The sequence below is a fragment of the Bacillus sp. GB_SG_008 genome (assembly GCF_052038115.1).
Lineage (GTDB): Bacteria > Bacillota > Bacilli > Bacillales > Bacillaceae_G > Bacillus_A > Bacillus_A rhizoplanae.
Genome location: NZ_JBPZSK010000004.1, coordinates 409,118 through 433,272, shown reverse-complemented (window position 1 = coordinate 433,272; position 24,155 = coordinate 409,118). Strand labels below are relative to the sequence as shown.

General features: G+C 35.2%; 22 protein-coding genes. 18 read left to right on the top strand and 4 right to left on the bottom strand.

All coding sequences use genetic code 11. The features are described 5' to 3' along the window. Nucleotides 1-24 precede the first annotated feature (24 nt). The 16 genes from ACTDJC_RS13680 to ACTDJC_RS13605 all read left to right on the top strand — a co-directional run bounded on the left by ACTDJC_RS13680 (nucleotide 25) and on the right by ACTDJC_RS13605 (nucleotide 17,131). The gene (locus tag ACTDJC_RS13680; RefSeq protein WP_429750451.1) at nucleotides 25-336 is read left to right on the top strand and encodes a metal-sensing transcriptional repressor; all 312 of its coding nucleotides are present in this window, start codon (nucleotides 25-27) and stop codon (nucleotides 334-336) included. Between the two features lie 11 nt (nucleotides 337-347). Beyond that, a complete protein-coding gene (locus ACTDJC_RS13675) occupies nucleotides 348-2,744 on the top strand; it encodes a heavy metal translocating P-type ATPase (RefSeq protein WP_440603707.1) in 2,397 nt (798 codons plus the stop codon). 21 nt (nucleotides 2,745-2,765) lie between these two features. Next, nucleotides 2,766-2,969, top strand: coding sequence for a copper chaperone CopZ (gene copZ, locus ACTDJC_RS13670; RefSeq protein ID WP_098309950.1), 204 nt, complete (start codon nucleotides 2,766-2,768; stop codon nucleotides 2,967-2,969). A gap of 260 nt (nucleotides 2,970-3,229) precedes the next feature. After that, nucleotides 3,230-4,153 (top strand): CobW family GTP-binding protein, encoded by a 924-nt coding sequence (locus tag ACTDJC_RS13665; RefSeq protein WP_440603706.1) that lies wholly within the window; start codon nucleotides 3,230-3,232, stop codon nucleotides 4,151-4,153. Nucleotides 4,154-4,433: 280 nt separating this feature from the next. After that, nucleotides 4,434-5,651, top strand: coding sequence for a substrate-binding domain-containing protein (locus tag ACTDJC_RS13660; protein ID WP_440603705.1), 1,218 nt, complete (start codon nucleotides 4,434-4,436; stop codon nucleotides 5,649-5,651). A gap of 237 nt (nucleotides 5,652-5,888) precedes the next feature. Then, nucleotides 5,889-6,662, top strand: coding sequence for an ABC transporter ATP-binding protein (locus ACTDJC_RS13655; RefSeq protein ID WP_098309947.1), 774 nt, complete (start codon nucleotides 5,889-5,891; stop codon nucleotides 6,660-6,662). Then, complete coding sequence (locus ACTDJC_RS13650; protein ID WP_098309946.1) at nucleotides 6,640-7,344, top strand: branched-chain amino acid ABC transporter ATP-binding protein; 705 nt, start codon at nucleotides 6,640-6,642, stop codon at nucleotides 7,342-7,344. The genes ACTDJC_RS13655 and ACTDJC_RS13650 overlap by 23 nt, the downstream gene beginning before the upstream one ends. Nucleotides 7,345-7,369: 25 nt before the next feature. Then, nucleotides 7,370-8,230, top strand: a complete 861-nt coding sequence (locus ACTDJC_RS13645) for a branched-chain amino acid ABC transporter permease (RefSeq protein WP_098309945.1) — start codon at nucleotides 7,370-7,372, stop codon at nucleotides 8,228-8,230. A 7-nt stretch (nucleotides 8,231-8,237) separates the two neighbouring features. Then, a complete protein-coding gene (locus tag ACTDJC_RS13640; RefSeq protein ID WP_440603704.1) occupies nucleotides 8,238-9,239 on the top strand; it encodes a branched-chain amino acid ABC transporter permease in 1,002 nt (333 codons plus the stop codon). 157 nt (nucleotides 9,240-9,396) lie between these two features. Continuing rightward, the gene (locus ACTDJC_RS13635) at nucleotides 9,397-10,116 is read left to right on the top strand and encodes a 3-ketoacyl-ACP reductase (protein ID WP_440603703.1); all 720 of its coding nucleotides are present in this window, start codon (nucleotides 9,397-9,399) and stop codon (nucleotides 10,114-10,116) included. 292 nt (nucleotides 10,117-10,408) lie between these two features. Continuing rightward, nucleotides 10,409-11,356, top strand: coding sequence for a sugar-binding transcriptional regulator (locus ACTDJC_RS13630; protein WP_098309942.1), 948 nt, complete (start codon nucleotides 10,409-10,411; stop codon nucleotides 11,354-11,356). A 140-nt stretch (nucleotides 11,357-11,496) separates the two neighbouring features. Then, nucleotides 11,497-12,168: a deoxyribose-phosphate aldolase gene (deoC, locus tag ACTDJC_RS13625; RefSeq protein ID WP_429716738.1), complete on the top strand. Its 672-nt coding sequence runs from the start codon at nucleotides 11,497-11,499 to the stop codon at nucleotides 12,166-12,168. Nucleotides 12,169-12,280: 112 nt separating this feature from the next. Next, nucleotides 12,281-13,462, top strand: coding sequence for a NupC/NupG family nucleoside CNT transporter (locus ACTDJC_RS13620; protein ID WP_440603702.1), 1,182 nt, complete (start codon nucleotides 12,281-12,283; stop codon nucleotides 13,460-13,462). Between the two features lie 54 nt (nucleotides 13,463-13,516). Then, nucleotides 13,517-14,818: a pyrimidine-nucleoside phosphorylase gene (locus tag ACTDJC_RS13615; protein ID WP_440603701.1), complete on the top strand. Its 1,302-nt coding sequence runs from the start codon at nucleotides 13,517-13,519 to the stop codon at nucleotides 14,816-14,818. Nucleotides 14,819-14,857: 39 nt separating this feature from the next. After that, a complete protein-coding gene (locus tag ACTDJC_RS13610; RefSeq protein WP_440603700.1) occupies nucleotides 14,858-15,253 on the top strand; it encodes a cytidine deaminase in 396 nt (131 codons plus the stop codon). A gap of 402 nt (nucleotides 15,254-15,655) precedes the next feature. Next, the gene (locus tag ACTDJC_RS13605; RefSeq protein WP_440603699.1) at nucleotides 15,656-17,131 is read left to right on the top strand and encodes a protein adenylyltransferase SelO; all 1,476 of its coding nucleotides are present in this window, start codon (nucleotides 15,656-15,658) and stop codon (nucleotides 17,129-17,131) included. A 454-nt stretch (nucleotides 17,132-17,585) separates the two neighbouring features. Here the strand turns inward: ACTDJC_RS13605 and ACTDJC_RS13600 are convergent, their stop codons facing one another. From ACTDJC_RS13600 to ric, 4 genes are all read right to left on the bottom strand, one after another. Next, entirely contained in the window at nucleotides 17,586-18,815 is a 1,230-nt protein-coding gene (locus ACTDJC_RS13600; protein WP_440603698.1) for a DUF438 domain-containing protein, read from the bottom strand. Nucleotides 18,816-18,827: 12 nt separating this feature from the next. Further along, on the bottom strand, nucleotides 18,828-19,055 hold the full coding sequence (locus ACTDJC_RS13595) for a DUF1858 domain-containing protein (RefSeq protein ID WP_440603697.1): 228 nt from the start codon (nucleotides 19,053-19,055) through the stop codon (nucleotides 18,828-18,830). A 98-nt stretch (nucleotides 19,056-19,153) separates the two neighbouring features. Continuing rightward, nucleotides 19,154-19,843, bottom strand: a complete 690-nt coding sequence (locus ACTDJC_RS13590; protein WP_440603696.1) for a Crp/Fnr family transcriptional regulator — start codon at nucleotides 19,841-19,843, stop codon at nucleotides 19,154-19,156. 473 nt (nucleotides 19,844-20,316) lie between these two features. Continuing rightward, entirely contained in the window at nucleotides 20,317-21,024 is a 708-nt protein-coding gene (gene ric, locus ACTDJC_RS13585; RefSeq protein ID WP_440603695.1) for an iron-sulfur cluster repair di-iron protein, read from the bottom strand. 334 nt (nucleotides 21,025-21,358) lie between these two features. Here ric and topB point away from each other — a divergent pair, with 334 nt between their 5' ends. Beyond that, complete coding sequence (gene topB, locus ACTDJC_RS13580) at nucleotides 21,359-23,503, top strand: DNA topoisomerase III (protein ID WP_440603694.1); 2,145 nt, start codon at nucleotides 21,359-21,361, stop codon at nucleotides 23,501-23,503. Nucleotides 23,504-23,752: 249 nt separating this feature from the next. After that, complete coding sequence (locus ACTDJC_RS13575) at nucleotides 23,753-23,941, top strand: hypothetical protein (protein ID WP_440603693.1); 189 nt, start codon at nucleotides 23,753-23,755, stop codon at nucleotides 23,939-23,941. The last annotated feature ends 214 nt before the right edge of the window (nucleotides 23,942-24,155 follow it).

Genomic DNA, 24,155 nt, shown 5'->3' with positions numbered 1-24,155 from the left:
ATTACAATAACCGAGGTGATATTGATGGATCATTGTAAAGATAATGAAATAAATCAAAAAATGGTTCCTCGAACAGAAGAGGAAATTCAAAGTGTTATAAAACGTTTAAAGCGTATTGAAGGTCAAGTACGCGGTGTTCAAAAAATGGTGGAAGATAACCGGTACTGTGTTGATATTTTAATTCAAATTTCAGCGATTAATGCGGCATTAAATAAAGTAGGTTTTTCTTTATTGGAGCGTCATACAAAGCATTGTGTCGCAAAGGCGATTCATGAGGGAAACGGGGACGAATCGATTCAAGAATTGATGAGTGTAATTAAACAATTTTCAAAATAGGAGGGGTATAAATGGAGAAACAAAAACATGTTACGCTTGGAGTGACAGGAATGACATGTGCAGCTTGTGCCACTCGAATTGAAAAAGTGCTAAATAAAATGGATGGGGTAGAAGCTAGCGTAAACTTAGCGATGGAAAAGGCAAGTATCAAATATGATTCTTCTCAGCAAGAAATTTCTAATATAAAAGAGAAAATTGAAAAATTAGGGTATGGCGTATCAGCAGAAAAAGTTACTCTTGATATTGAAGGAATGACATGTGCAGCTTGTGCGAATCGAATTGAAAAAGTACTAAATAAAATGGAAGGCATTTCTCATGCAACTGTTAATTTAGCTACAAATAGTGCTGTTGTAGAATATGATGAAGGTTTAGTTTCTACAGAAAATATTTTAGAAAAGATAAAGAAAATTGGATATAAGGGACAAATTCGTAATGAAGAGCAGGATCGTTCGGGAAGAAAAGAAGAGGTAATTAAGGAGAAAAAGCGTCAGCTGATTATTTCGATTATTTTGTCCTTACCTTTACTCTATACAATGCTTGGGCATATGCCGTTCGATACAGGATTACCAATGCCGCATATTCTTATGAATCCATGGATCCAACTTTTATTAGCAACACCTGTTCAGTTTTATATTGGAGGTCACTTCTATGTAGGTGCTTATCGTGCGCTTCGAAATAAAAGTGCAAATATGGACGTTTTAGTTGCCTTAGGAACATCAGCAGCCTACTTTTACAGTCTATATGAGGCATTGAAAAAATTAGGAAATGCAAACTACAGTCCAGATCTCTATTTTGAAACAAGTGCCGTTTTAATTACATTAATCTTAGTTGGAAAGTACTTTGAAACATTGGCAAAAGGACGCACAACAGAAGCGATTTCTAAATTGTTAAGTTTACAGGCGAAAGATGCGCTTGTTGTTCGTAATGGTCAAGAGGTGCGAGTGCCGTTAGAAGAAGTTGTGATTGGAGATATCATGATTGTAAAACCCGGTGAAAAAATACCGGTGGATGGTATCGTGGTTTCGGGGGTATCTTCTGTTGATGAATCTATGATTACTGGAGAATCTATTCCGGTGGATAAAAAAGAAGGAGATTCTGTTATTGGAGCGACGATTAATGCAAATGGGATGCTGACCATTCAAGCTGAAAAAGTTGGAAAAGACACAGCGTTAGCGGGCATTATTAAAATTGTTGAAGAAGCGCAAGGATCTAAAGCACCTATTCAGAGATTAGCAGATATCATTTCGGGTATTTTTGTTCCTATTGTTGTAGCGATTGCTTTAGTTGCCTTTATTGTATGGTATTTCTTTATAACACCAGGAGATTTACCAAAAGCATTGGAAGTAGGAATTGCCATTCTTGTCATTGCATGTCCGTGTGCACTAGGTTTGGCTACACCAACTTCGATTATGGTTGGAACAGGAAAAGGAGCAGAAAAGGGTATTCTCTTTAAAGGAGGTGAATATCTAGAAGGGACGCATAAAATCAATGCAGTGTTGCTGGATAAAACAGGAACAGTAACAAAAGGAAAACCAGAAGTTACCGATGTATTAGAATTTCAAGAAGGCATGATTGATTATGCGATTTCAGCTGAAAGTGCTTCTGAGCATCCGTTAGCCCATGCGATTGTTGAATATGGAAAACAACATGAGATAAATTTGAAAGAGTTACAGCACTTTGTAGCAATTCCAGGCCAGGGGCTTGAAGCGGATATTGAAAACAAAAAGGTTCTTGTTGGAACACGTAAATTGATGAATGAACAATCTGTAGAAACTTCACAGCATGAAGGGGTCATGAAAGAACTAGAGTATCAAGGTAAAACAGCGATGCTTGTCGCAATTGATGGGAAGCTTGCTGGAATAATCGCTGTTGCTGATACTGTAAAGGAAAGTTCGAAGGATGCAATTCAAACACTGAAGCAAATGGGAATTGAAATATACATGGTAACAGGTGATAATAAACGTACAGCTGAAGCGATTGCAAAACAAGTTCATATTGACCATGTATTTGCAGAAGTATTGCCAGAGGATAAGGCTAAGATTGTAGAGGATTTACAAAAACAAGGAAAGAGAGTAGCAATGGTAGGTGATGGTATTAATGATGCACCGGCTCTTGCAAAATCTGATATTGGTATGGCAATTGGAACAGGTGCAGATGTAGCAATTGAAACTGCAGATGTTACGTTAGTTGGTGGTGACTTATCACATATACCAAAAGCGATTGAGTTAAGTCGTAAGACGATGAAAAATATTCGTCAAAACTTGTTTTGGGCTTTATTCTATAACGCAATCGGTATTCCTGTGGCGGCATTTGGATTGTTAGAGCCTTGGGTAGCTGGAGCAGCGATGGCATTTAGCTCTGTATCTGTTGTGACGAACGCACTTCGTTTGAAGCGCGTTAAAATATAAATTAATATGGAGGAATTTAATATGACTATCACATTAAACGTACAAGGAATGACATGTAATCATTGCAAAATGGCAGTAACAAATGCACTTACAGAGTTAGCGGGAGTACAAAATGTAGAAGTTAACCTGCAAGAGGGAACTGTAAATGTAAAATATGATGAAGCAAAAGTAGATGTAGAAAAAATGAAAGAAGCTATTGAAGATCAAGGATATGACGTGCAGTAAATAGGGGAATTCAATAAATCTTAGTAAAAAGGCCGTTTTATTAAAAGCGGCCTATTACATTTAATGATAAATAAGTTTATCGTTAAATGTGATAGGCTTCGAATAGGTATAATTTGCTACCCAAATAATCGTGTTTTGTTTACAAATAAAATTGAATTTACTAGAATAATGAATATGAATCGTAATAATTACGTTTTGTGGCGGCGTTGTAAAAGTAGCTACAAGTGTAGTCAGAAACAAAGAAATGGATGGTTGATAATATGAACAAAGTAGAAATTCATATTTTAGGTGGTTTTTTAGGGAGCGGAAAATCAACGTTACTTCAAAATTTATTATTAGCGGAAAAGAAGAAAAATCGAAAAGTTGCAGTACTAATGAATGAAATAGGCGAATACTCCGTAGATACAGATATTGTAGGACGAGAAAATATTTTAAGAGAACTTTTAAAAGGCTGTATTTGCTGTACGATGAAAGATGAATTAGAAATTCAGCTACATTCCTTATATCAGGAGGAGAGACCTGATGTAGTTTATATAGAAACAACGGGAGTTGCGCATCCGATTGAAGTATTAGACGCTTGTCTCTCACCTATTTTAGCTCCTTATATTGAAGTGAAGTCCATTATTGTTGTATTAGATGCAATCAGGTGGTTAAATCGAGAAACATTAAGTAAAAGCGTGCAACAACTTTTAAACGAACAAATGAAGTATGGAAGTCATATTCTTATTAATAAATCAGATTTGCTTAGAGACGAAGAAAAGAAACAGGTTGTTGAGGAAGTAGCGTTAATAAATAGACATGCAAAACTATACGAAACACAGTATTGTAATATATCTTTAGAGGATTTCGAAGAGGTAAAGCTAGCAAGTAATCAAAATCATGAAAAATTACATGTGAAACAGCATTTACATATTCAAACTATGACCTATTCATTTGAAAAATCAATTGATCAAGGCGAATTGTACGAGTGGCTTTCTAATTTACCTGAGGGAATTTATCGTGTAAAAGGATTTGTGAAATTTCATGGTGAAAAATACCCAACTTTGCTGCAATACTCGTTTGGTGTGCCATCTTTAATGGAGCAGGATTTTGGTTTCCCTACAAACCTTGTAATTATTGGAGAGAATTTAGATAAAGCGAAACTGAAGAAGGAGCTAGAGAGTTTGGAACAAGTTGAGTTGTAAGTTTTTTGTATGGTTGTTTTCAGATGAATATATTAATTTTAATGGAGAGGGAAGGACTAGTTTTTTAGTCATTCCCTTTTTTAGTTAAGAAACGAACATGTTCTTAGTAAATATTTACAAATAAACTGGGAGGGATTTGGGAAAAGTTAGAGAAATTAGAGGTACTTCAAGAAATTTTATATCATAGTAGCGGTTGATATTGAGAAATGTCATTATTACGAATAGTTCACCTCAGTGTATTCAATTCTCTAAGAAGGTAAATGATAGGGGAGGAATCATGATGTTAGTGAAAAAACGTAAGTGGCTAAGGATAGTGTGCACAAGTTGTATACTTGGTTCATTGTTCGTATCAGTTGGGTGCTCTGGAAAAAAAGCAAATACAAGTAATGAGGAAACAGTTAAGGTAGGTGTACTTGCTTCGTTAACTGGACCGCTTGAATCGTATGGAAAACAAACAGTAAATGGATTTGAGCTCGGTCTAGATTATGCAACAGGTGGAACAGGAAAAGTGGAAGGGAAAAAGATTAAGTTTGTTGTAGAAGATACGGAAACAAAAGCAGATGTAGCCGTTAAGAAGGCTACGAAACTATTAGAAGAAGATAAAGTAGACTTTTTAGTTGGTTCATCTAGTTCAAGTGATACGTTAGCGGTTTTACCATTGGCTGAAGAATATGAAAAAATAATGGTTGTTGAGCCGGCTGTAGCAGATAGTATTACGGGGAAGAACTGGAATAAATATATTTTTAGAACAGGACGAAATTCATCTCAAGATGCAATTGCTGGTGCAGCATCAATTGCTAAGAAAGATGTGAAAATTGCTACACTAGCTCCAGACAATGCATTCGGAAGAGAAGGGATTGCGGCATTTAAAGATGCAGCAAAGAAGTTAGGCGCAAACATTGTAAATGAGCAATATGCCGATGCGAATTCTACTGATTTTACGGCAAATATACAAAATATTATAAGCTCAAAACCAGATTATTTATTTATTGTCTGGGCAGGTGCAAATTCACCGTGGAAGCAATTAAAAGATATGAATGTGGAGCAGCAAGGTATTAAAATTTCAACGGGTGCACCTGATATTCCAGCGTTAAAAACGATGGATGCGTTAGTTGGCATGCAAGGATTTTCAGTGTATTATCATACGCTTCCAAAAAATAAAGTGAATGATTGGTTAGTAGAGGAACATAAAAAACGATTTAACGGTGCTGTTCCAGACTTGTTTACAGCTGGTGGGATGTCAGCTGCTATTTCAATCGTTGAAGCCTTAAAGAAAACGAAAGGCGATACTGATGCTGCTACACTTATTAAAAAGATGGAAGGAATGGAATTTGAAACACCAAAAGGAACAATGAAATTCCGTGCGGAAGATCATCAAGCTTTACAAACGCTTTATTCGATTACATTGAAAAAACAAGATGGAATTGATTATCCTGTTCCAGTTTTAGAGCGAGAATTAAAAATGACAGAAACAGAACCGCCAATTCGTAATAAATAATCTGAATAATAAGAATATTGCACTTCTTATTGTAATGAACAGTGAAAAGTTTTTCATTCCTATCATAAAGGGATGGAAAACTTTTCACTTCGTATGAACTGGCAGTAAAATCTGCGCCTCAGGATTCAGAGAAAACGAAGAAGATAGGTGGAGACTAGTGATCAGTAGGGAATTAAGCAAACTCCCAATGATAAAAGTTTTACTGTATAAAGGAATCCTTTGTAAGGAGGACATAATGTGGAGAATTTGTTAGAGACTCGCGAACTTTCTGTCTCGTTTGGAGAACATCATGTTATTAAAGATGTAAATTTGATAATACCAAAAGGAAAGTTTATTTCCATTATCGGGCCAAATGGAGCAGGGAAAACCACCCTTTTTAATTTGTTAAGTGGTCAACTTTCTCCGACTAAAGGAGAGATTTATTTTAAGGAACGTGACATTACAAAGTTATCGATTCCAGATCGAACGCGTCTTGGTATGGGACGTTCTTTTCAGCTTACAAACATTTTTCCAGAATTAACGGTTCTTGAAAATGTTCGGCTTGGTGTACAGTCTTATGCGAAAGATTATTATAGTTTCTTCCCGCGCCCATCTCAGTATAAGCAGCAACAAGAAGAAGCACGTCATTTACTCGAGGTTGTGTTGCTGAATGAAAAGGAAGAAGTACTTGCAAAAGATTTAGCTCATGGAGAAAAGCGAAAATTGGAACTTGCAATGCTTTTAGCACTTAAAACAGATATGTTGTTGTTAGATGAACCGACAGCGGGTATTTCTATTGAAGAAGTTCCTGCTATTTTACAAGTGATTGAAAATATAAAAAATAATCGTGAAAATACGATTGTGTTAATAGAGCACAAAATGGATATGGTTCTTCATTTATCTGATCATCTTATTGTGTTATTTCAAGGGGAGTTATTAGCTGAAGGATTACCAGAAGAGATTATGAAGGATGAGCGTGTGCAAACTGCATATTTAGGAGGATTATACAGTGACACTATTAAAAGTGGATAATATAGAAACGTATTTAGATCAGTTTCATATTTTGCAAGGTGTTTCTTTTGGAGTGGAGGAAGGAACCATTACAGTCTTATTTGGAAGAAACGGAGCAGGGAAAACGACAACGCTACGTTCTATTATGGGGTTTCATACCATTTCTAACGGAGCGGTTTATTTTGGCGACGAGAAAGTAAATGGGCTATCAACACATATGATTTCTCGAAAAGGTATAGGGTATGTGCCAGAAAATCAAGGAATATTTTACGACTTAACGGTTGAAGAAACGTTTGCTCTCGCTCAAACGAAAAAAAATGAAGAAACAGATGAAAAAGTGGAATGGATGTTGAATCTCTTTCCAGATTTAAAACAATTTTGGCATAAAAAGAGTGGATTGTTAAGTGGAGGCCAAAAACAAATGCTCGCTATCGCAAGGGCTTACATTAATAGTGAAGGCCTACTTCTTATTGATGAGCCTAGTAAAGGCTTGTCACCAATCATGATTGAGAAGTTGATGATCTCAATTTTAAAAATGAAGGAAAAAACAACTGTTTTACTTGTCGAACAAAACTTTATGATGGCCAGTCAAATTGGCGATTATTTTTACATTATGGACAATGGGAAAATTGTACATAATGGTCCGATGAGTGAACTGAAAGAAGATAAGGAAACATGTCATATATATTTAGGGATTTCTTAACCTTGATATGGGTGAGGTGAAAAACGTGGATGTGTTTGTTAATTTATTTGTAAATGGTGTTTCGACAGGCGTGCTTATTTTCTTATTAGCATCTGGCTTAACACTTATTTTCGGTTTAATGAGTGTTCTTAATTTTGCTCATGGCGGGCTATTTGCATGGGGCGCTTTTACTGGGGTGTGGTTGTTTAATGTAACAGGTAGTTATATGTTTGCATTATTTGGTGCTATTGTGATGGGCATGTTTCTTGGCTTGATATTAGAAAGATTCCTTATACGTCCTGTTTATGGAAATCATGTTCGTCAACTTCTGGTTACACTTGGTGGTATGCTCGTGCTTAGTGAATGTATAAAAGTATTTTGGGGGCCGAATCCGATAGGAGCTAAGTTACCGAAGTGGTTACAAGGAAGTTTTACATTTGACGGAATCATATTAATTAAGTATCGCTTATTTGTTATTTTAATCGGTTTATTCGTTTACATTGGATTTGTATTGTTACTTCGAAAAACGAAAATCGGGCTTATGATTCGTGCTGGTGTAATAGATAAAGAGATGGTTCAAGCGCTTGGAATTAATGTGAAAGCTATTTTTTCTTTCGTATTTTTATTAGGAGCTGGAATGGCGGCGTTAGGTGGCTTTCTTCTCGCGCCTTATTCGGGTATTATTTTTGCCGAAATGGGGATGCAGTATGCTATTTTAGCTTTTATCGTTGTGATCATTGGTGGATTAGGTAGTGTACAAGGTTCTGTAATCGCATCCTTAATTGTTGGCTTGGCAGGAGCTTTTACAGCTTATTATCTTCCAGATTTATCGCTTGCGATAAACATGTTGATGCTGTTATTCGTCTTATTAGTTAAGCCAACAGGACTTGTTGGTGAAAAGGGGTGAGATTGTTATGACCACATCATCTAATCGGGCTAGCTTATATTTTTGGTGTGCAATTCTTTTCTGTTTCATGATATTTCCTTTTATAAACGATTCAAGGAGCATGTTAATCTTGTTTACACAAATTTTCATTTTCGCAATATTCGCAATGAGTTTTGATATTCTATTAGGCTATACGGGAATTGTGTCGTTTGGACATTGTATGTTCTTTGGAATTGGTGCTTATTGTGTCGCACTCCTATTAGATCGACAAGAGGCAACAATATCGAGTTTTTTTATTGGGATTATATTAGCAGTCACTTTATCAGCGGTCATTAGTTATATAGTTGGTATGCTTTCCTTACGGTTAAAAAGTCATTTTTATGCGATGCTAACACTAGCCATTTCTCAATTATTCTTTGTGCTAGCTGAAAAATGGCGAACCGTCACGCATGGGGGGGATGGTTTTACGTTCCGTGTACCTGATATATTTCGAGATCGTTTTACATTTTACTATATTACATTAATAAGTCTAGTAATCATTTTTTTATTACTACAACTGTTTACGAAATCTTCAATTGGTAACGTATTAAAAGCGATTTCGCAAAATGAACAACGTGTGGAAGCGCTTGGTTATAAAATTCTTCACTATAAAGTAATTGCGAGTGTTGTAGCTGGAGTTGTAGCATCTGTGAGCGGCGGTTTATTTGTTATCACACTTCGTTTTGTAAATACGACCGTTTTCTCAATTGACATGACGCTGAATGCTTTATTAATGACGACAATCGGTGGCATTGGGACATTAGTAGGAGCGATAGTAGGGGCAGGAATGATTGAATCTTTGAAATACTATTTGTCAGAGCTTGCTGCGCAGTACCCAATTTTTGAACGATGGACAATTTTTCTTGGTTTATTGTATATCATCGTTTTATTAGGTCTTCCAACAGGTATGTTAGGAACAGCTAGGAAGCTGGTGAGCTGGAAACGACATAAGAAAAAAGGGAAGAAGGAGCAAATTGAGCATAGTGCTTAATACATTAGAGAATGGCCTCTTAACTGAAAACGAATTTAAAGGTTACTTATAGGTAACCTACGCACATTAAAGTGCATGATTGTATTTTTAACGATATATAGATAAAATTCATTCTATGGAAAAAATAGTATTTTAGAAAGATTAGGGAGTGTTATATTTGGCAGAATTATTACAAGGAAAAAATGCATTAATTACAGGGGCTGGCAGAGGGATTGGTCGTGCTGTAGCAATCGCTTTAGCAAAAGAAGGCGTGAATGTAGGCCTTTTAGCACGTTCAGAAGAAAATTTAAAAGCTGTTGCAAAAGAAGTTGAGGCAGAAGGCGTGAAAGCTGTAATCGCTACTGCTGATGTATCTTCATATGAAGAAGTAAGTGAAGCAATTGAAACATTAAAAAATGGCTTAGGTTCTATTGATATTTTAATTAACAATGCCGGAATTTCTAAATTTGGCAATTTCCTAGAACTAGATGTTGCAGAATGGGAAAAAATCATTCAAGTGAATTTAATGGGCGTATATTATGTAACTCGTGCCGCGTTACCAGGAATGATTGAGCAGCAGTCTGGTGATATTATTAATATTTCATCAACAGCTGGACAAAAGGGAGCGCCGGTTACAAGTGCGTACAGTGCTTCTAAATTTGGTGTTCTTGGTTTGACAGAATCGTTAGCGATGGAAGTACGTAAACATAATATTCGTGTTACAGCATTAACACCAAGTACAGTTGCAACAGATATGGCAGTAGAATTAGGTTTGACAGATGGTAACCCGGATAAAGTTATGCAGGCTGAAGATATTGCCGAATTTATTGTAGCGCAGCTGAAATTAAATAAACGTACATTTATTAAATCTGCTGGATTATGGTCTACAAACCCGTAAGAGAATGGATGCTTGAATTAGCAAAAAAGATAGCTGTTCTGAAAAAGAACAGCTATCTTTTTTTAGGCGTAACCTTAGCACATAGTTTCTTAATCACGATAGAAATGTTCATCTTGTTGAATCTCATTCCAACATGTCACTTCATCAACAGACAAACATAATGAGGTAACTAAGAAAAAATGATTTTGTGAAATACGTTTATTTTCAATTCGTATAGTCGAATTTTCTAACATGAAATGTTATGATGCCATTAAGAGAGAATAAGTTTGGAAGGGGTATAGAAATAACGAATATGGACAAAGAAAAACAACAATTAAGCGTTGAAGTTGCAAGGTTATACTACCAATCTGATTATAGTCAACAAGAGATTGCAAATAAATTAAATATCTCAAGGCCGACTATCTCGAGATTGTTAAAATATGCAAAAGAAAAAGGATTTGTTCAAATTAAAATAACTGATCCATTTGCTGATTTAGATAATGTAGGAAACCTACTTAAAGAAAAATATAACTTATTAGAGGCGCATGTCGTATTTTCTCCAGTACCAGAATATACGGCCATTACAGAGTATATTAGTAAGTATGCTGCAGAGTATATGGAAAAGACTGTTACAAATGGTGATGTTGTTGGTGTAAGTTGGGGAACGACGATGTATGAAGTCGCTAGAAAAATTGTCCCGCAGCATGTGAAAGGGGTAGAAGTTGTCCAATTAAAAGGAGGTATTAGTCATTCAAGTGTAAATACATATGCGAATGAAACAATTGCCTTGTTTGCGGACGCCTTTCAAACAACACCGCGAAACCTACCGCTTCCAGTTATATTTGATAATGCAGTTACAAAAGAATTAGTAGAGCAGGATCGGCATATTCACCATATTGTTGAGATGGGAAAACAAGCTAATATTGCCATTTTCACAGTGGGAACTGTTAGAGATGAGGCATTATTATTTCGACTAGGTTATTTGAATGAACAAGAAATGAACTTATTGAAAGAACAAGCTGTTGGGGACATTTGCTCACGTTTCTTCGATGGAAATGGTAATATTTGCAGTGAGGAAATTAACCAGCGCACAATTGGTATTGATTTAGAAGAGTTGCGCTTAAAGAAGCGTTCCGTTCTTGTTGCAGGAGGTTCTAGAAAAGTAAAGGCAATTGATGGTGCTTTAAGAGGCGGATATGCGAATGTGTTGATTATCGATCAGCATACAGCAAAAGAGTTGCTACATTATCAAAAAGGCTAGAAATAGAAGGTTCTCTCAAAAGTATGATTTTGAGAGAACCTTTTTTACAAAAACATTTGAACGAAATTTCAAAAGCGTGTTTACATTTGTTCAAAGAGGAGTTAGAATGAAGTTGTTAAAAGATATGAGGAGTGAAAAAAATGAACATTGCAAAGTTAATTGATCATACAGTTTTGAAACCGAATACTACGAAAGAAGATGTTATGAAAGTCTTAGAAGAAGCAAAGAAATATAATTTCGCTTCTGTTTGTATTAATCCTACATGGGTAAAATTAGCTGCTGAAGAATTAGCAGGGCATGATGTGGATGTTTGTACAGTAATCGGATTCCCTTTAGGTGCAAATACAACTGAGACAAAAGTATTTGAAACAAAAGATGTAATTGCAAAAGGTGCAACTGAAGTAGACATGGTAATCAATGTTGGTGCTTTAAAAGATGGAGATAATGAATTCGTTGAAAATGATATTCGTGAAGTTGTACAAGCTGCAAAAGGAAAAGCACTTGTAAAAGTTATCATTGAGACTTGTTTATTAACAGATGAAGAAAAAGTTCGTGCTTGTGAATTATCTGTAAAAGCTGGTGCTGATTTTGTAAAAACTTCAACTGGATTCTCAACTGGCGGGGCAACTGCGGAAGATATCGCATTAATGCGTAAAACTGTTGGAGAAAACGTTGGTGTAAAAGCATCTGGTGGCGTTCGTACACGTGAAGATGCAGAAAAAATGATTGAAGCTGGCGCTTCTAGAATCGGAGCAAGTGCTAGTGTTGCAATTGTATTAAACGATACAAACGGCGTTTCAGATAACTATTAATTCATAAAAAGTTGTAAGCAATAGATATACGAATTGTTGAAAAAGCATGGTGTATCTATTGCTTTAACATTTTAACAATATGTAAGCGGATACGAAAAAGGAGGGGATTTTTATGAAATATGTAATCGGTATCATAGGCTTGATAATTGTGTTAGGTATCGCATGGCTTGCAAGTAATAATAGAAGAAAAGTGAAATATCGCCCTATTATAACGATGATTGTACTTCAGTTTATTTTAGGTTTCTTACTATTAAATACAAGTATCGGGAACGTACTAATTGCTGGAATTGCAGATGGTTTTGGACAATTGTTAAAGTATGCTGCTGATGGTGTTAATTTTGTATTTGGTGGTTTGTTAAATCAAAAAGAATTTTCATTCTTTTTAGGAGTATTAATGCCAATTGTGTTTATATCAGTATTAATCGGTATTTTACAGCACATTAAGGTATTACCGTTTATTGTGAAATATATTGGTTTAGCTTTAAGCAAAGTGAATGGAATGGGGAAACTTGAATCATATAACGCTGTAGCTTCAGCGATTTTAGGACAATCAGAAGTATTTATTTCTGTTAAGAAGCAGCTAGGTTTACTATCGGAAAGAAGATTATATACATTATGTGCGTCTGCGATGTCAACGGTATCCATGTCTATAGTGGGATCATATATGGTGTTATTAAAGCCAGAATATGTTGTAACGGCTTTAGTGCTGAACTTGTTTGGTGGGTTTATCATTGCTTCTATTATTAATCCTTATGAGGTTACGGAAGAAGAAGATATTTTAGAAGTACAAGAGGAAGAGAAAAAGACCTTTTTTGAAGTATTAGGGGAATATATAGTAGATGGCTTTAAAGTTGCTATTACAGTAGCTGCTATGCTAATTGGATTTGTTGCTTTAATTGCTTTTATTAATGCCATTTTTAAAGGAGTAATTGGTATCTCATTCCAAGAGATTCTTGGTTATGTATTTGCACCATTTGCATTTATTATGGGTGTTCCTTGGCATGAAGCTGTTAATGCCGGTAATATTATGGCGACGAAACTTGTATCAAATGAGTTTGTAGCTATGACAAATTTAGCACAAGGAAACTTTAATTTTTCAGGAAGAACGACTGCTATCATTTCTGTGTTCCTTGTTTCATTCGCAAACTTCTCTTCAATCGGAATTATCGCTGGTGCTGTTAAGAGTTTGAATGAAAAACAAGGGAATGTGGTAGCAAGATTTGGTTTGAAACTGCTTTTCGGAGCAACTTTAGTAAGCTTTTTATCCGCAACAATAGTTGGATTAATATATTAAGAGTTTAATAAGTTTACCCTTTACAAAATAAAATAAGAAGGATTGGTGATTAGGATGAGAATGGTAGATATTATTGCAAAAAAACGTGATGGTAAAGAACTAACAACAGAGGAAATTCAATTTTTTATTAAAGGATATACAGATGGATCAATCCCTGATTATCAAGTAAGTGCACTAGCAATGGCTATCTTTTTCCAAGATATGTCTGATCGTGAACGTGCTGATTTAACAATGGCTATGGTGAATTCTGGAGAGACAATTGATTTATCAGAGATTGAAGGGGTTAAAGTAGATAAACATTCAACTGGCGGTGTTGGTGATACAACAACATTGGTTTTAGGACCATTAGTAGCTGCTTTAGATGTACCAGTTGCAAAAATGTCTGGACGTGGTCTAGGGCATACAGGTGGTACGATTGATAAATTAGAAGCAGTTGAAGGATTCCATGTTGAGATTACGAAAGAGCAATTTATTGATTTAGTGAATCGTGATAGGGTTGCAGTTATTGGACAAACAGGTAATTTAACACCTGCCGATAAAAAGATATATGCACTACGTGATGTTACGGGAACTGTGAATTCGATTCCATTAATCGCAAGTTCGATTATGAGTAAAAAAATTGCAGCTGGAGCTGATGCAATTGTTCTTGATGTTAAGACAGGAGCAGGAGCATTTATGAAAACAGAAGAGGATGCGAAAAAATTAGCACATGCAATGGTTCGAATCGGAAATAATGTTGGCCGTCAAACAATGGCTGTTATTTCAGATATGTCACAACCACTTGGCTTTGCGATTGGTAATGCTCTTGAGGTGAAGGAAGCAATTGATACGCTAAAAGGAGAAGGCCCAGAAGACTTAACGGAATTAGTTCTTGTATTAGGAAGTCAAATGGTTGTTCTTGGTAAAAAAGCAAATACATTAGAAGAAGCACGTGAAATGTTGAAAGAAGTTATGAAGAATGGAAAAGCGATTGAGAAATTCAAAGAGTTCTTACGTAATCAAGGTGGAGATAGCTCGATTGTAGATCATCCAGAAAAGTTACCACAAGCGAAATATGTAATTGATGTACCAGCTAAAATTTCAGGTGTTGTGTCTAACATTGTTGCAGATGAAATCGGTATTGCTGCGATGCTTCTAGGAGCAGGTCGTGCAACGAAAGAGGATGAAATTGATTTAGCGGTTGGCTTAATGCTACGCAAAAAAGTTGGCGAAGTTGTAAAAGAAGGAGAGCCATTAGTTACGATTTATGCAAATCGCGAAGATGTTGAAGATGTAAAAGCTAAAATTTATGAAAACATTTCTGTATCAGAAAAGGCTGAAACTCCTAAATTAATTTACACTGTGATAACTGATTAATGCTTAACAGAATTACATTTACTTTGAGGAGGAAATGATATGGATAAACAAAAATATATTGAAGAAGCTACAAAGATGTTGTCAAAAGCTTATATTCCATATTCAAAGTTCCCTGTTGGAGCGGCACTCGTTACGAAAGATGGTAAAATTTATACAGGCTGTAACATAGAAAATGCGTCTTATGGTTTATGTAATTGTGCCGAAAGAACAGCAATATTTAAAGCAGTGTCAGAAGGAGAATGCGATTTCAGTTATTTGGTAATAACAGGTAATACGGATGGTCCTATTTCACCATGTGGAGCGTGCCGACAAGTAATCGCAGAATTTTGTGATCCGCAAATGCCAGTATTATTGACAAATCAAAAAGGCGATGAAAAAGAAGTAACAGTTGAAAGTTTACTGCCAGGTGGATTTTCAATTAATGATTTAATGTAATGAAAGATATATTATGTAATTTGTAAATGATAAAATAAAGAGGCTATTCCCAATATTAAATAAAGGGATAGCTTCTTTTTTATAAATAATTCGTTCAAATTGCAATAATATAGATAACACATATCTGCTAGCAAATAGATATACCACATATTCTGCCAATTTTTTTATATTAATGTATTATAATTAGAAGGGTGTTTACTATTACTTAATATTTAATTCAATAGTTTTCGAATCGATGCAGTACAAAATTCATAATTTGTCGGAAATAGTATAATAAATTAACCGAAGTAGACACTAAAAAAGGTTGCTTTGTATTGATGTAGAAATACATAACTAAAATACCATTTAATTATTAGAGTTTTTGTTTTATGTAAAAAAGATAAAAGAAGAAACGGTGATACAATGACAAATAAAAAAGAAAGAATAGAAACAGGATGGAACTTAGATAATAGCTATGCCCGTCTACCGGAATCATTTTTCACCAGCCTCAATCCAACACCTGTTCGCTCACCGAAGTTGGTTATTCTCAATGATTCGTTGGCAACATCCCTAGGATTGAACATCGAGGAACTAGAAAGTGACGATGGAGTAGCGGTGCTTGCAGGAAATCGGATTCCCAAAGGTGCGTTTCCTCTTGCTCAAGCTTACGCGGGGCATCAATTCGGACATTTTAACCGGCTCGGAGACGGCCGAGCTCTGCTGCTTAGCGAGCAAATCACTCCCTTAGGTGAGAGGGTGGATATTCACCTGAAAGGTTCTGGTAGAACACCATACTCTCGCCGGGGGGATGGTCGAGCGGCACTTGGACCGATGCTACGCGAATATATCATCAGCGAAGCAATGCATGCGCTTGGTATTGCTACTACCCGTAGTCTAGCGGTAGTAACGACCGGTGAATCAATCTTTCGCGAAACTGAGCAGCCTGGTGCAATTCTTACCCGTGTGGCTGCAAGTCATTTGCGCGTTGGCACCTTTCAGTACGTTTCCAAATGGGGCACTGTTGAAGATCTTCAAGCCCTAGCTGATTATACAATACAGCGACATTATCTAGACGTTGACGCTGCTGAAAATCGCTATCTTTCCCTGCTTGAGGAAGTGATTAAGCGTCAAGCTCAGTTGATTGCAAAATGGCAACTTGTTGGTTTTATTCATGGGGTGATGAACACCGACAATATGACCATTAGTGGGGAAACCATTGATTATGGTCCTTGTGCCTTCATGGATACTTATGATCCGGAAACGGTATTCAGTTCCATTGATCTTCAAGGTCGCTATGCTTATGGCAATCAGCCGTATATTGGTGGATGGAATCTTGCAAGGCTTGCTGAAACTTTATTACCACTATTGCATAGTGATTATGCAAAATCGATGGAAATGGCTCAAGATGCAATTTTAAATTATAATGAGTTATATCATTCGAACTGGCTCGCTGGAATGAGAGCTAAATTAGGGATATTTAACGAAGAAGTACAGGATAAAGCACTTATTGAAGACCTCCTTACTATCATGGAGAAGTATCGTGCGGACTATACGAATACTTTCCGTGCGTTAACTTTTGATAAGCTGGAGGATATGGCCTTGTTTGAAACTCCAGAATTCAATCAGTGGCATGAGCAGTGGCAGGAAAGACTAGGTAGACAGGAAGAATCAAAAGATTCTTCACATTTATTGATGCGGAAAAACAATCCTGCGGTAATCCCACGGAATCACAGAGTAGAAGAAGCTTTGGAAGCTGCTGTGAAACATGGAGATTACAGCGTGATGGAACGTCTTCTTAATGTCCTTTCAAATCCTTATGCGTACTCCCCAGAACAAGATGATTACGCGACACTACCTGCGCCATCATCATGTCCTTACCGAACTTTTTGTGGTACATGATATAGAAGTGTTGGGAATGGTTCTTTTTGTTTTTCTACAATCATGTTGAAGCTTTAGGATGGTTTAAGATTCATACAAGGTAATGCTACTTCTTTAATTGAGGTAGCATTATTTTAGTTTGTCCTTTCTTGTGGTACAAAAAAGGATAGAACAGGCAGCATCTCTCTGCTTGTATCTATCCTCTTCTTTTCCCTTTATAAAATGTGTAACATTATATATTTATACCGCATAAAATTGAGGTTTGTATCCCTTATTTGATTCTAAATAAAATAATTAAAGTAGTCGTTTTATTTGTAAATGATATATATTTAGGATGAATTTAAATCAATTACTATGTTTTCTAGCACATAATCTAGAAGGGGGAAATGCTACAATAATTAATCATGCGAACTATAAAAACACTTTACATAGAGTGATATAAAAGAAAAGATAAACGGCTGGTGACATACTCAGCTTATGAAAGAATACGTTTTTCTCCCTGGATTTCTTGAATCGGATTAATATTTTGCGTGAATTCAAGGGTACCCATGTATTCTCCATCTTCACTCCGTATAGCAAAATAACGAATGTATACATATTTATCCTGAAATTTAATCCAGAAATCTTCACAATCTTTATTTCCAGATTTAAAGTCTTTTAAGAGCTTTTCAACAATATGAACGCTTTTTGGAGGATGGCAGTTTTGGACTGTTCTGCCGATGACCGCTTTCGTACGGGCGAAAATCCGCTCTTTTCCATGAGAGAAGTAGCGTACAACATCATCCTCGTCAATGAATGTAATATCTACAGGTAAGTGGTTCATTAGTAGCTCTAATTGCTTTAGAGACAACATACCTGTTTCTAAGCGAATGAATCCTTCAGATATGGCTTTTTCTTGTATAGATTTTCTTTCAGGTTTCCATACACTTGTAGGACTTGTTAAGCAATAGCCAATTTCATCACTTTCATGAGCGATTTTAATCCATTCATCTTCTGTAAGGGTTTGAAGAGCCATTGGAAATAAAATATTCTCTTCTTTAAAAATCATTTCACCTATCTCATGAATAACAAAGTAAACCTGAGATAAGACAGCTTTTTTATCTCCATTATAATTTTTTAATTTTTGTTTGACGTCTTTAATAGCATTGCGAATGCTGTCATCGACGCCCCACATTACTTGCGTTGGTCCATAAATTCCGTATTTCTCTAAATAAGGGAAAAGCAGATTCTCTTTACGGCTGTAATGTTTATCAATATCCATTAATAGATTTAAGTCTTCTATTAATTTATAGATGTTTTCTTTACTATCTTCTTTTTCGAAACGTTCATAGTGAAGTTGAAGCTTAAAGTTAACATGTATATCGATTTCTTTGTTTTCAAGCTTAAACGTATGAATCGGATGTCCAGGTTGGTCTTCTGGTTTATCAGATCTATGGATTTCTTCAATGGAACCTTTAAAAATAGCTGTATGCACTGAGCATAAACGCTGTACTTCTTCTACTGGAATTCCTTCTTCCTCCATGAGTGTCTGTTCAAGTTGGGAGATTTCTGTAACCGTAATATTTCCGACAGCTTCCTCGAATTGAGCTTTTACCTCCTCAACACTTTTCCCGTTATGAAGATTTTTAATAATTTCTTTTAGGATTTCTTGTCGTTCAAACGTATTCATACTTTTATGTTCACGATTGTTAATTATTTCACTCATAAAAATTCTCCTTTACCCTATAATGTTAAATCCGCTATTTTTAAAAGTTTTTTTAACTGTATCAAACGAAATTCCTCTCATTCGACATCCATTTGGGATGGTCATCACACGACCAGCTGTTTGCAACATTCCGGGTTTTGTTATATGTTCAAAGCCGAGTTCTTTTAAGATAGGGATGATTTCAGGGTATTCAATAGTCAAATCGCAAATTGTTTTCCTAAAATCAATCATTTTTGTCATCATCTTCACCTCGGAAATTATTGATATTAATTCTCAGTAACAATGTAACATAGAGAAAATGAGTAGGGTGTGAGAAAAATCACACATGTACTCTTTAATCAGATGATTTCTGCTTTTAATTTGTCTGGAATAATAATGAAACAACCGTTTTCATCAATATCAATTAATTTCTTTCTTTTTAACTGATTCATTGTGCGACTCATCGTTTCTCTGGATGTTCCAATCATATTGGCGAGTTCCCGATTCGTAAATTGGGTCGTTAATGTATATTTGTCATTCATCTGTATACCATTTGATTTACATAAACGGAGTAATAGCATAATAATTTGTTCGTAAGTATCGTGAAGAATCTGTTCTTCTAATCTGTTCTGAAGATCGACAATTTTTTCTCCAAGAACCTTAAACATTTTAATACATAATTCAGGATGCTGAATCAAAATCTTCTCGAAATCAGCGATTGGAGTAACGATTAACTCTGCAGTCTCAAGTATTTCAGCATGTGCTGGGAAGGTACCTTTTTGGAAAAAGCCAGCATGGGGAAACATTTCTCCAGCTTGAAGCACAGAAACAATTTGTTCTTTTCCAGTTACATCTGTTTTTTGAATTTTCACTTTACCAGATTGGATAAAAAACACGCGATCAAGTGTGTCACCCTGCATAAATACAAATGATTTTGCTTTATAATTTCGTAATTGTGAAATATCTACAATAGGCTGAAGTTCTTCTTCTGAAAGTTCTTTAAAGAGGGGAACTTCCTGTAAATGTTTTTTTATCATTTTTGCCTTCATATATACAACTCCTCAATAATTCTCGTCATATTTTTATAATAAAGTTATATCAATTTCGTAAATAAAGCAGTGATAAAAATCATATTTGTAATAGAACGAATCAATTTTTTAACTTCATAGGAGGAAGCTAAATAACGGACTAGATAAGACAAAGTGAAACTTTCATCAGTGGGGCTCTTGTGTAGTTTGTGAGTTTCGATGTGTATGTTGAGGGGCTCGTTCTCGAGTTTTTAGTATCACTGGAGATTACGTGGAAAGTGAACTTTCCGTGTGTATATTCTAAAAGCATTACGAAAATAGAAAAAATACGTAAAAAATAGAACATGAGCAAAAAGTGCTTATGTTCTATTTTGTTACATTTAAGTGATATCTATATAAGAATCTTTTTATTTATTTCAGATCATAAAATCTATAAGTTCAAAAAATGTTGTTTTTGAGCCTTAATTCGATGTCTATAGATTCACCTTTTTTACTTAAGCCTGTGCGATTGCACGCGGGAACAAAATATTATTTTCTAAATGAATGTGCTGGAATAGATCGGATTCAAGAGCTGCAAGTCGTTGATAGACAAGACGATAAGTACCGCAAGCTCCTTCTGGAGGAGTAAAGTCATTCGTAATGTTACGAAGTTCTTTTATAATATCACCAGCATGGCTATGTTCACTTTCTAACTCTCCCACCACTTTGCTTAATTTCGTATAATTTTCATCAGTTGGATTTTGCTCAAATGCTAAAATCAACGGAAAATCTTCTGTTTCTTCTTTAATTATATGCTGTTCTAATTCTGTTTTTAATTCATGGAATAGCTTATGAATTTTAGCTAAATGAGGCTGTCCTGATCCATGAACGCGTAATACTTTTGTTACATATGGACTTAACTGTGGCAATTCTTCATTTAAATAGCGATGATGTTTATTCACAATATAGTCAATTAATTCACTATAAGAGGCGATTTTCCAGTCAATTTCTGCTTCATTTAATAGTTTTGTTTCATAATAAAGAGTATTTAAGTTTGTTATAACCTCTTCCACCGATAAATTTCTCTCATGAATTGCATCAATAAGTGGTCTGTTACCCCCGCAACAAAAATCTATTCTATATGATTTGAAAAGATCGCTTGCTTTCGGGAATTTTGTAACAATGTCACCAATCACAGAAGTCTCAGTAAATACATGTTCCATATGAATGCCTCCATAAAGTTTAAATTTTGTATCTAGATTAAAAATATCAATAAATTTAAATTTATGTAGTGATATACATCACTGATAACTTGTGAATTTCATCATACGTTGTTTGTGTAATAAAGTGATGATGCTTGTACTTATGTCAAAAATAAGTAGATACATATAATACATTACGTAATTAATCACTATTGTGAAGATATTTCAGTTAAGCGTATAATATTAGAAGTCTATAACATATAAAATGGAATTTGAACTGTTGTGGGTTATACTCATCTGAAAAATAAATAAATATAATTGAAGTGACACAGCAATTTAGATAGGGAGTTATAAAATGAAATTAATTATTGCCGAGAAACCTGATCAAGGTTTAGCGCTCGTTTCTCAATTTAAATATCGACGAAAAGACGGCTATTTGGAAGTGGAAGCAAATGAATTGTTTCCGAATGGTGCTTATTGTACGTGGGCCATTGGTCATTTGACGCAATTATGTAATCCAGAACACTATCATGAAGAGTGGAAAAAATGGTCATTAGATACGTTACCAATGATTCCAGAACGTTTTCAATTTGAAGTAACAAAATCAAAGTATAAGCAATTTAACGTTGTGAAACAACTGTTACATAATCCGCAAGTGACGGAAATTATTCATGCGGGAGATGCAGGGCGTGAAGGGGAATTAATTGTACGGAATATCATTAATCTTTGTAATGTACAAAAACCGATGAAGCGTCTGTGGATTTCTTCTTTAACGAAGCAAGCAATCTATCAAGGATTTAAAAACTTACTTGATGAAGCAGATACAATCAATACGTACTACGAAGCATATACACGATCATGTGCAGACTGGGTTGTTGGGATGAATGCTTCCCGTGTTTTTAGCATTTTACTAAAGAAAAAAGGAATGAATGATGTTTTCTCCGCTGGACGCGTGCAAACACCAACACTTGCATTAATTGTGAAACGTGAGAAAGAAATTGAAAACTTTAAATCAGAGCCATTTTGGGAAGTGTTCGCAACCTTTAATATAGAAGGAAAGAAATATGAAGGTAAGTGGGAACAGGACAATGAATCTCGCTTAAAGGATCCCAATATGGCGAATAAAATCGCTGCATTTTGTCAAAATAAACCGGCTGAAGTGAAAGAAATGAAAACAGAGCGAAAAGAGTTTCAGCCGCCATTTTTATTTAACTTATCATCCTTACAAGCAACGGCGAATAAAGTATTTAAATTTTCACCGAAAAAGACACTTGATATCACACAAGCGTTATATCAAAAAGGAATTGTTTCTTATCCGCGTTCGGATTCTAACTACGTAACAGAAGGAGAAGCTGCAACGTTTCCTGATATTTTGCAGAAGCTAAGTCAGTTTGAAGATTATAAAGATTTGTTGCCTGCACCAGTTTCTTCTATTATGAATAACAAGCGATATGTGAATGAGAAGAAGGTTACAGATCACTACGCCATTATTCCAACAGAACAAGTAACAAATCCAAGTAAATTATCAGGTGATGAAAGAAAAATTTACGATATGATTGTAAGAAGATTGATTGCGGCGCATTATGAAGCTGCGATTTTTGATTACACTACAATTACAACGCTTGTTGATGGACGTGCTGAATTCATTTCAAAAGGAAAACAGCAAATTCAAGAAGGTTGGCGTAAAGTGATTTTCCAAGATGATAAAGATGAAGAAACAATTCTTCCAATTGTACAAGAAGGGGAACAAGGAAAAGTTGCAAAGGTGAAAGTGAAAGAAGGAAAAACCCAGCCACCAAAACGATATACAGAAGGTCAGCTGATTACGTTAATGAAAACAGCTGGGAAGTATTTAGAGAACGAAGAACTGGAAAAAGTATTAAAAAAGACAGAAGGTTTAGGGACGGAAGCAACGCGTGCAGGCATTATTACAATGTTGAAGGACCGCAAATATATTGATGTGAAGAAAAATCAAGTGTATGCAACCGATAAAGGGAAAGTATTAATTACCGCAATTGGTGATAAAATTTTGGCTTCCCCAGAAATGACAGCAAAATGGGAGCAGCGCCTTGCCGAAATTGGAGAAGGCACAGCTTCACCAGCAACCTTTATGGAACAAACGAAAAAATTATCAGCGAAAATTATTGAAGATGCGGTAGAAATGTCTGAGAAATGGGATTTTACAGGTTTACATGTGGAATCTATTGAACGATCTAATTCTAAATTTACAGTTGGTAAAAAAGTCGGACAATGTAAAAAGTGTGATGGAGATGTAATTGATAAATCTACTTTTTATGGATGCTCGAACTATAATACAACGAAATGTGATTTCACAATCTCTAAAAAGATATTAGGAAAAACGATTTCGCAAAAGAATATGAAGAAGCTATTAAAAGGTGAACAGACGGAACTAATGAAAGGTTTTAAGAAGAACGATAAAACGTTTGATGCGAAGTTAGAATGGAAAGATGGGAAGATTAATTTTGTATTTGAGAAGTGATGATGTCAACAAATAAAAAAGTTCTTTACTGAGTAATAAACTTTGTAAGGAGTTAGGTGTGAAGAACATTGCACATTGCAAAAAAGCATTAATTTTAAACTTTAGGAAAAAAGCATGATAATCGAATGTCATGCTTTTTTCTTTTTCATATTTGGCACTTCTAGAGAGTTTATTTAAAAATTTATAATAAGTATTATTATTAAAATGTAATAAATGGTTATTTAATCTGAATATAGGTGGGGGAAGGTCATGATCAAGGTAATTTATTTTGACGAAGGAACAGCAATGGATTATCTCGATATAAAGTATGGTGGTAAATTCAACTCAATTGAAGAGAAAATGGATGAACATGCTAAAAAAGCTTTAGCAAAGATGGACGCACAAGTAGGAGCAAGTTTGAAGTTTTTTCAAGTATTTAAAAGCAGCCTTAAATTCTAATATAGGTGCAGAAGCATTGAGGACCTTAGAAAATATGAATAATTAACTAAACAAACGATTAAACTTTTTTTATAAAACTAAAAGTTCATTTGAAAAGAGAAGGATTCATTTTGACTAAACTTTATTCAAAATGAATCCTTTCAATTTGCTATAAAATATGTATTTATAAGATTTTTTTAATCAATTTTTATTTCAAAGCAACAGCTGTTGAGTA

Bases quoted from the DNA above. Each gene is read 5' to 3' on its own strand.
- ACTDJC_RS13680 (WP_429750451.1), top strand. From the start codon at position 25: ATGGATCATTGTAAAGATAATGAAATAAATCAAAAAATGGTTCCTCGA.
- ACTDJC_RS13675 (WP_440603707.1), top strand. From the start codon at position 348: ATGGAGAAACAAAAACATGTTACGCTTGGAGTGACAGGAATGACATGT.
- copZ (WP_098309950.1), top strand. From the start codon at position 2,766: ATGACTATCACATTAAACGTACAAGGAATGACATGTAATCATTGCAAA.
- ACTDJC_RS13665 (WP_440603706.1), top strand. From the start codon at position 3,230: ATGAACAAAGTAGAAATTCATATTTTAGGTGGTTTTTTAGGGAGCGGA.
- ACTDJC_RS13660 (WP_440603705.1), top strand. From the start codon at position 4,434: ATGTTAGTGAAAAAACGTAAGTGGCTAAGGATAGTGTGCACAAGTTGT.
- ACTDJC_RS13640 (WP_440603704.1), top strand. From the start codon at position 8,238: ATGACCACATCATCTAATCGGGCTAGCTTATATTTTTGGTGTGCAATT.
- ACTDJC_RS13630 (WP_098309942.1), top strand. From the start codon at position 10,409: ATGGACAAAGAAAAACAACAATTAAGCGTTGAAGTTGCAAGGTTATAC.
- deoC (WP_429716738.1), top strand. From the start codon at position 11,497: ATGAACATTGCAAAGTTAATTGATCATACAGTTTTGAAACCGAATACT.
- ACTDJC_RS13620 (WP_440603702.1), top strand. From the start codon at position 12,281: ATGAAATATGTAATCGGTATCATAGGCTTGATAATTGTGTTAGGTATC.
- ACTDJC_RS13615 (WP_440603701.1), top strand. From the start codon at position 13,517: ATGAGAATGGTAGATATTATTGCAAAAAAACGTGATGGTAAAGAACTA.
- ACTDJC_RS13610 (WP_440603700.1), top strand. From the start codon at position 14,858: ATGGATAAACAAAAATATATTGAAGAAGCTACAAAGATGTTGTCAAAA.
- ACTDJC_RS13605 (WP_440603699.1), top strand. From the start codon at position 15,656: ATGACAAATAAAAAAGAAAGAATAGAAACAGGATGGAACTTAGATAAT.
- ACTDJC_RS13600 (WP_440603698.1), bottom strand. From the start codon at position 18,815: ATGAGTGAAATAATTAACAATCGTGAACATAAAAGTATGAATACGTTT.
- ACTDJC_RS13595 (WP_440603697.1), bottom strand. From the start codon at position 19,055: ATGACAAAAATGATTGATTTTAGGAAAACAATTTGCGATTTGACTATT.
- ACTDJC_RS13590 (WP_440603696.1), bottom strand. From the start codon at position 19,843: ATGAAGGCAAAAATGATAAAAAAACATTTACAGGAAGTTCCCCTCTTT.
- ric (WP_440603695.1), bottom strand. From the start codon at position 21,024: ATGGAACATGTATTTACTGAGACTTCTGTGATTGGTGACATTGTTACA.
- topB (WP_440603694.1), top strand. From the start codon at position 21,359: ATGAAATTAATTATTGCCGAGAAACCTGATCAAGGTTTAGCGCTCGTT.
- ACTDJC_RS13575 (WP_440603693.1), top strand. From the start codon at position 23,753: ATGATCAAGGTAATTTATTTTGACGAAGGAACAGCAATGGATTATCTC.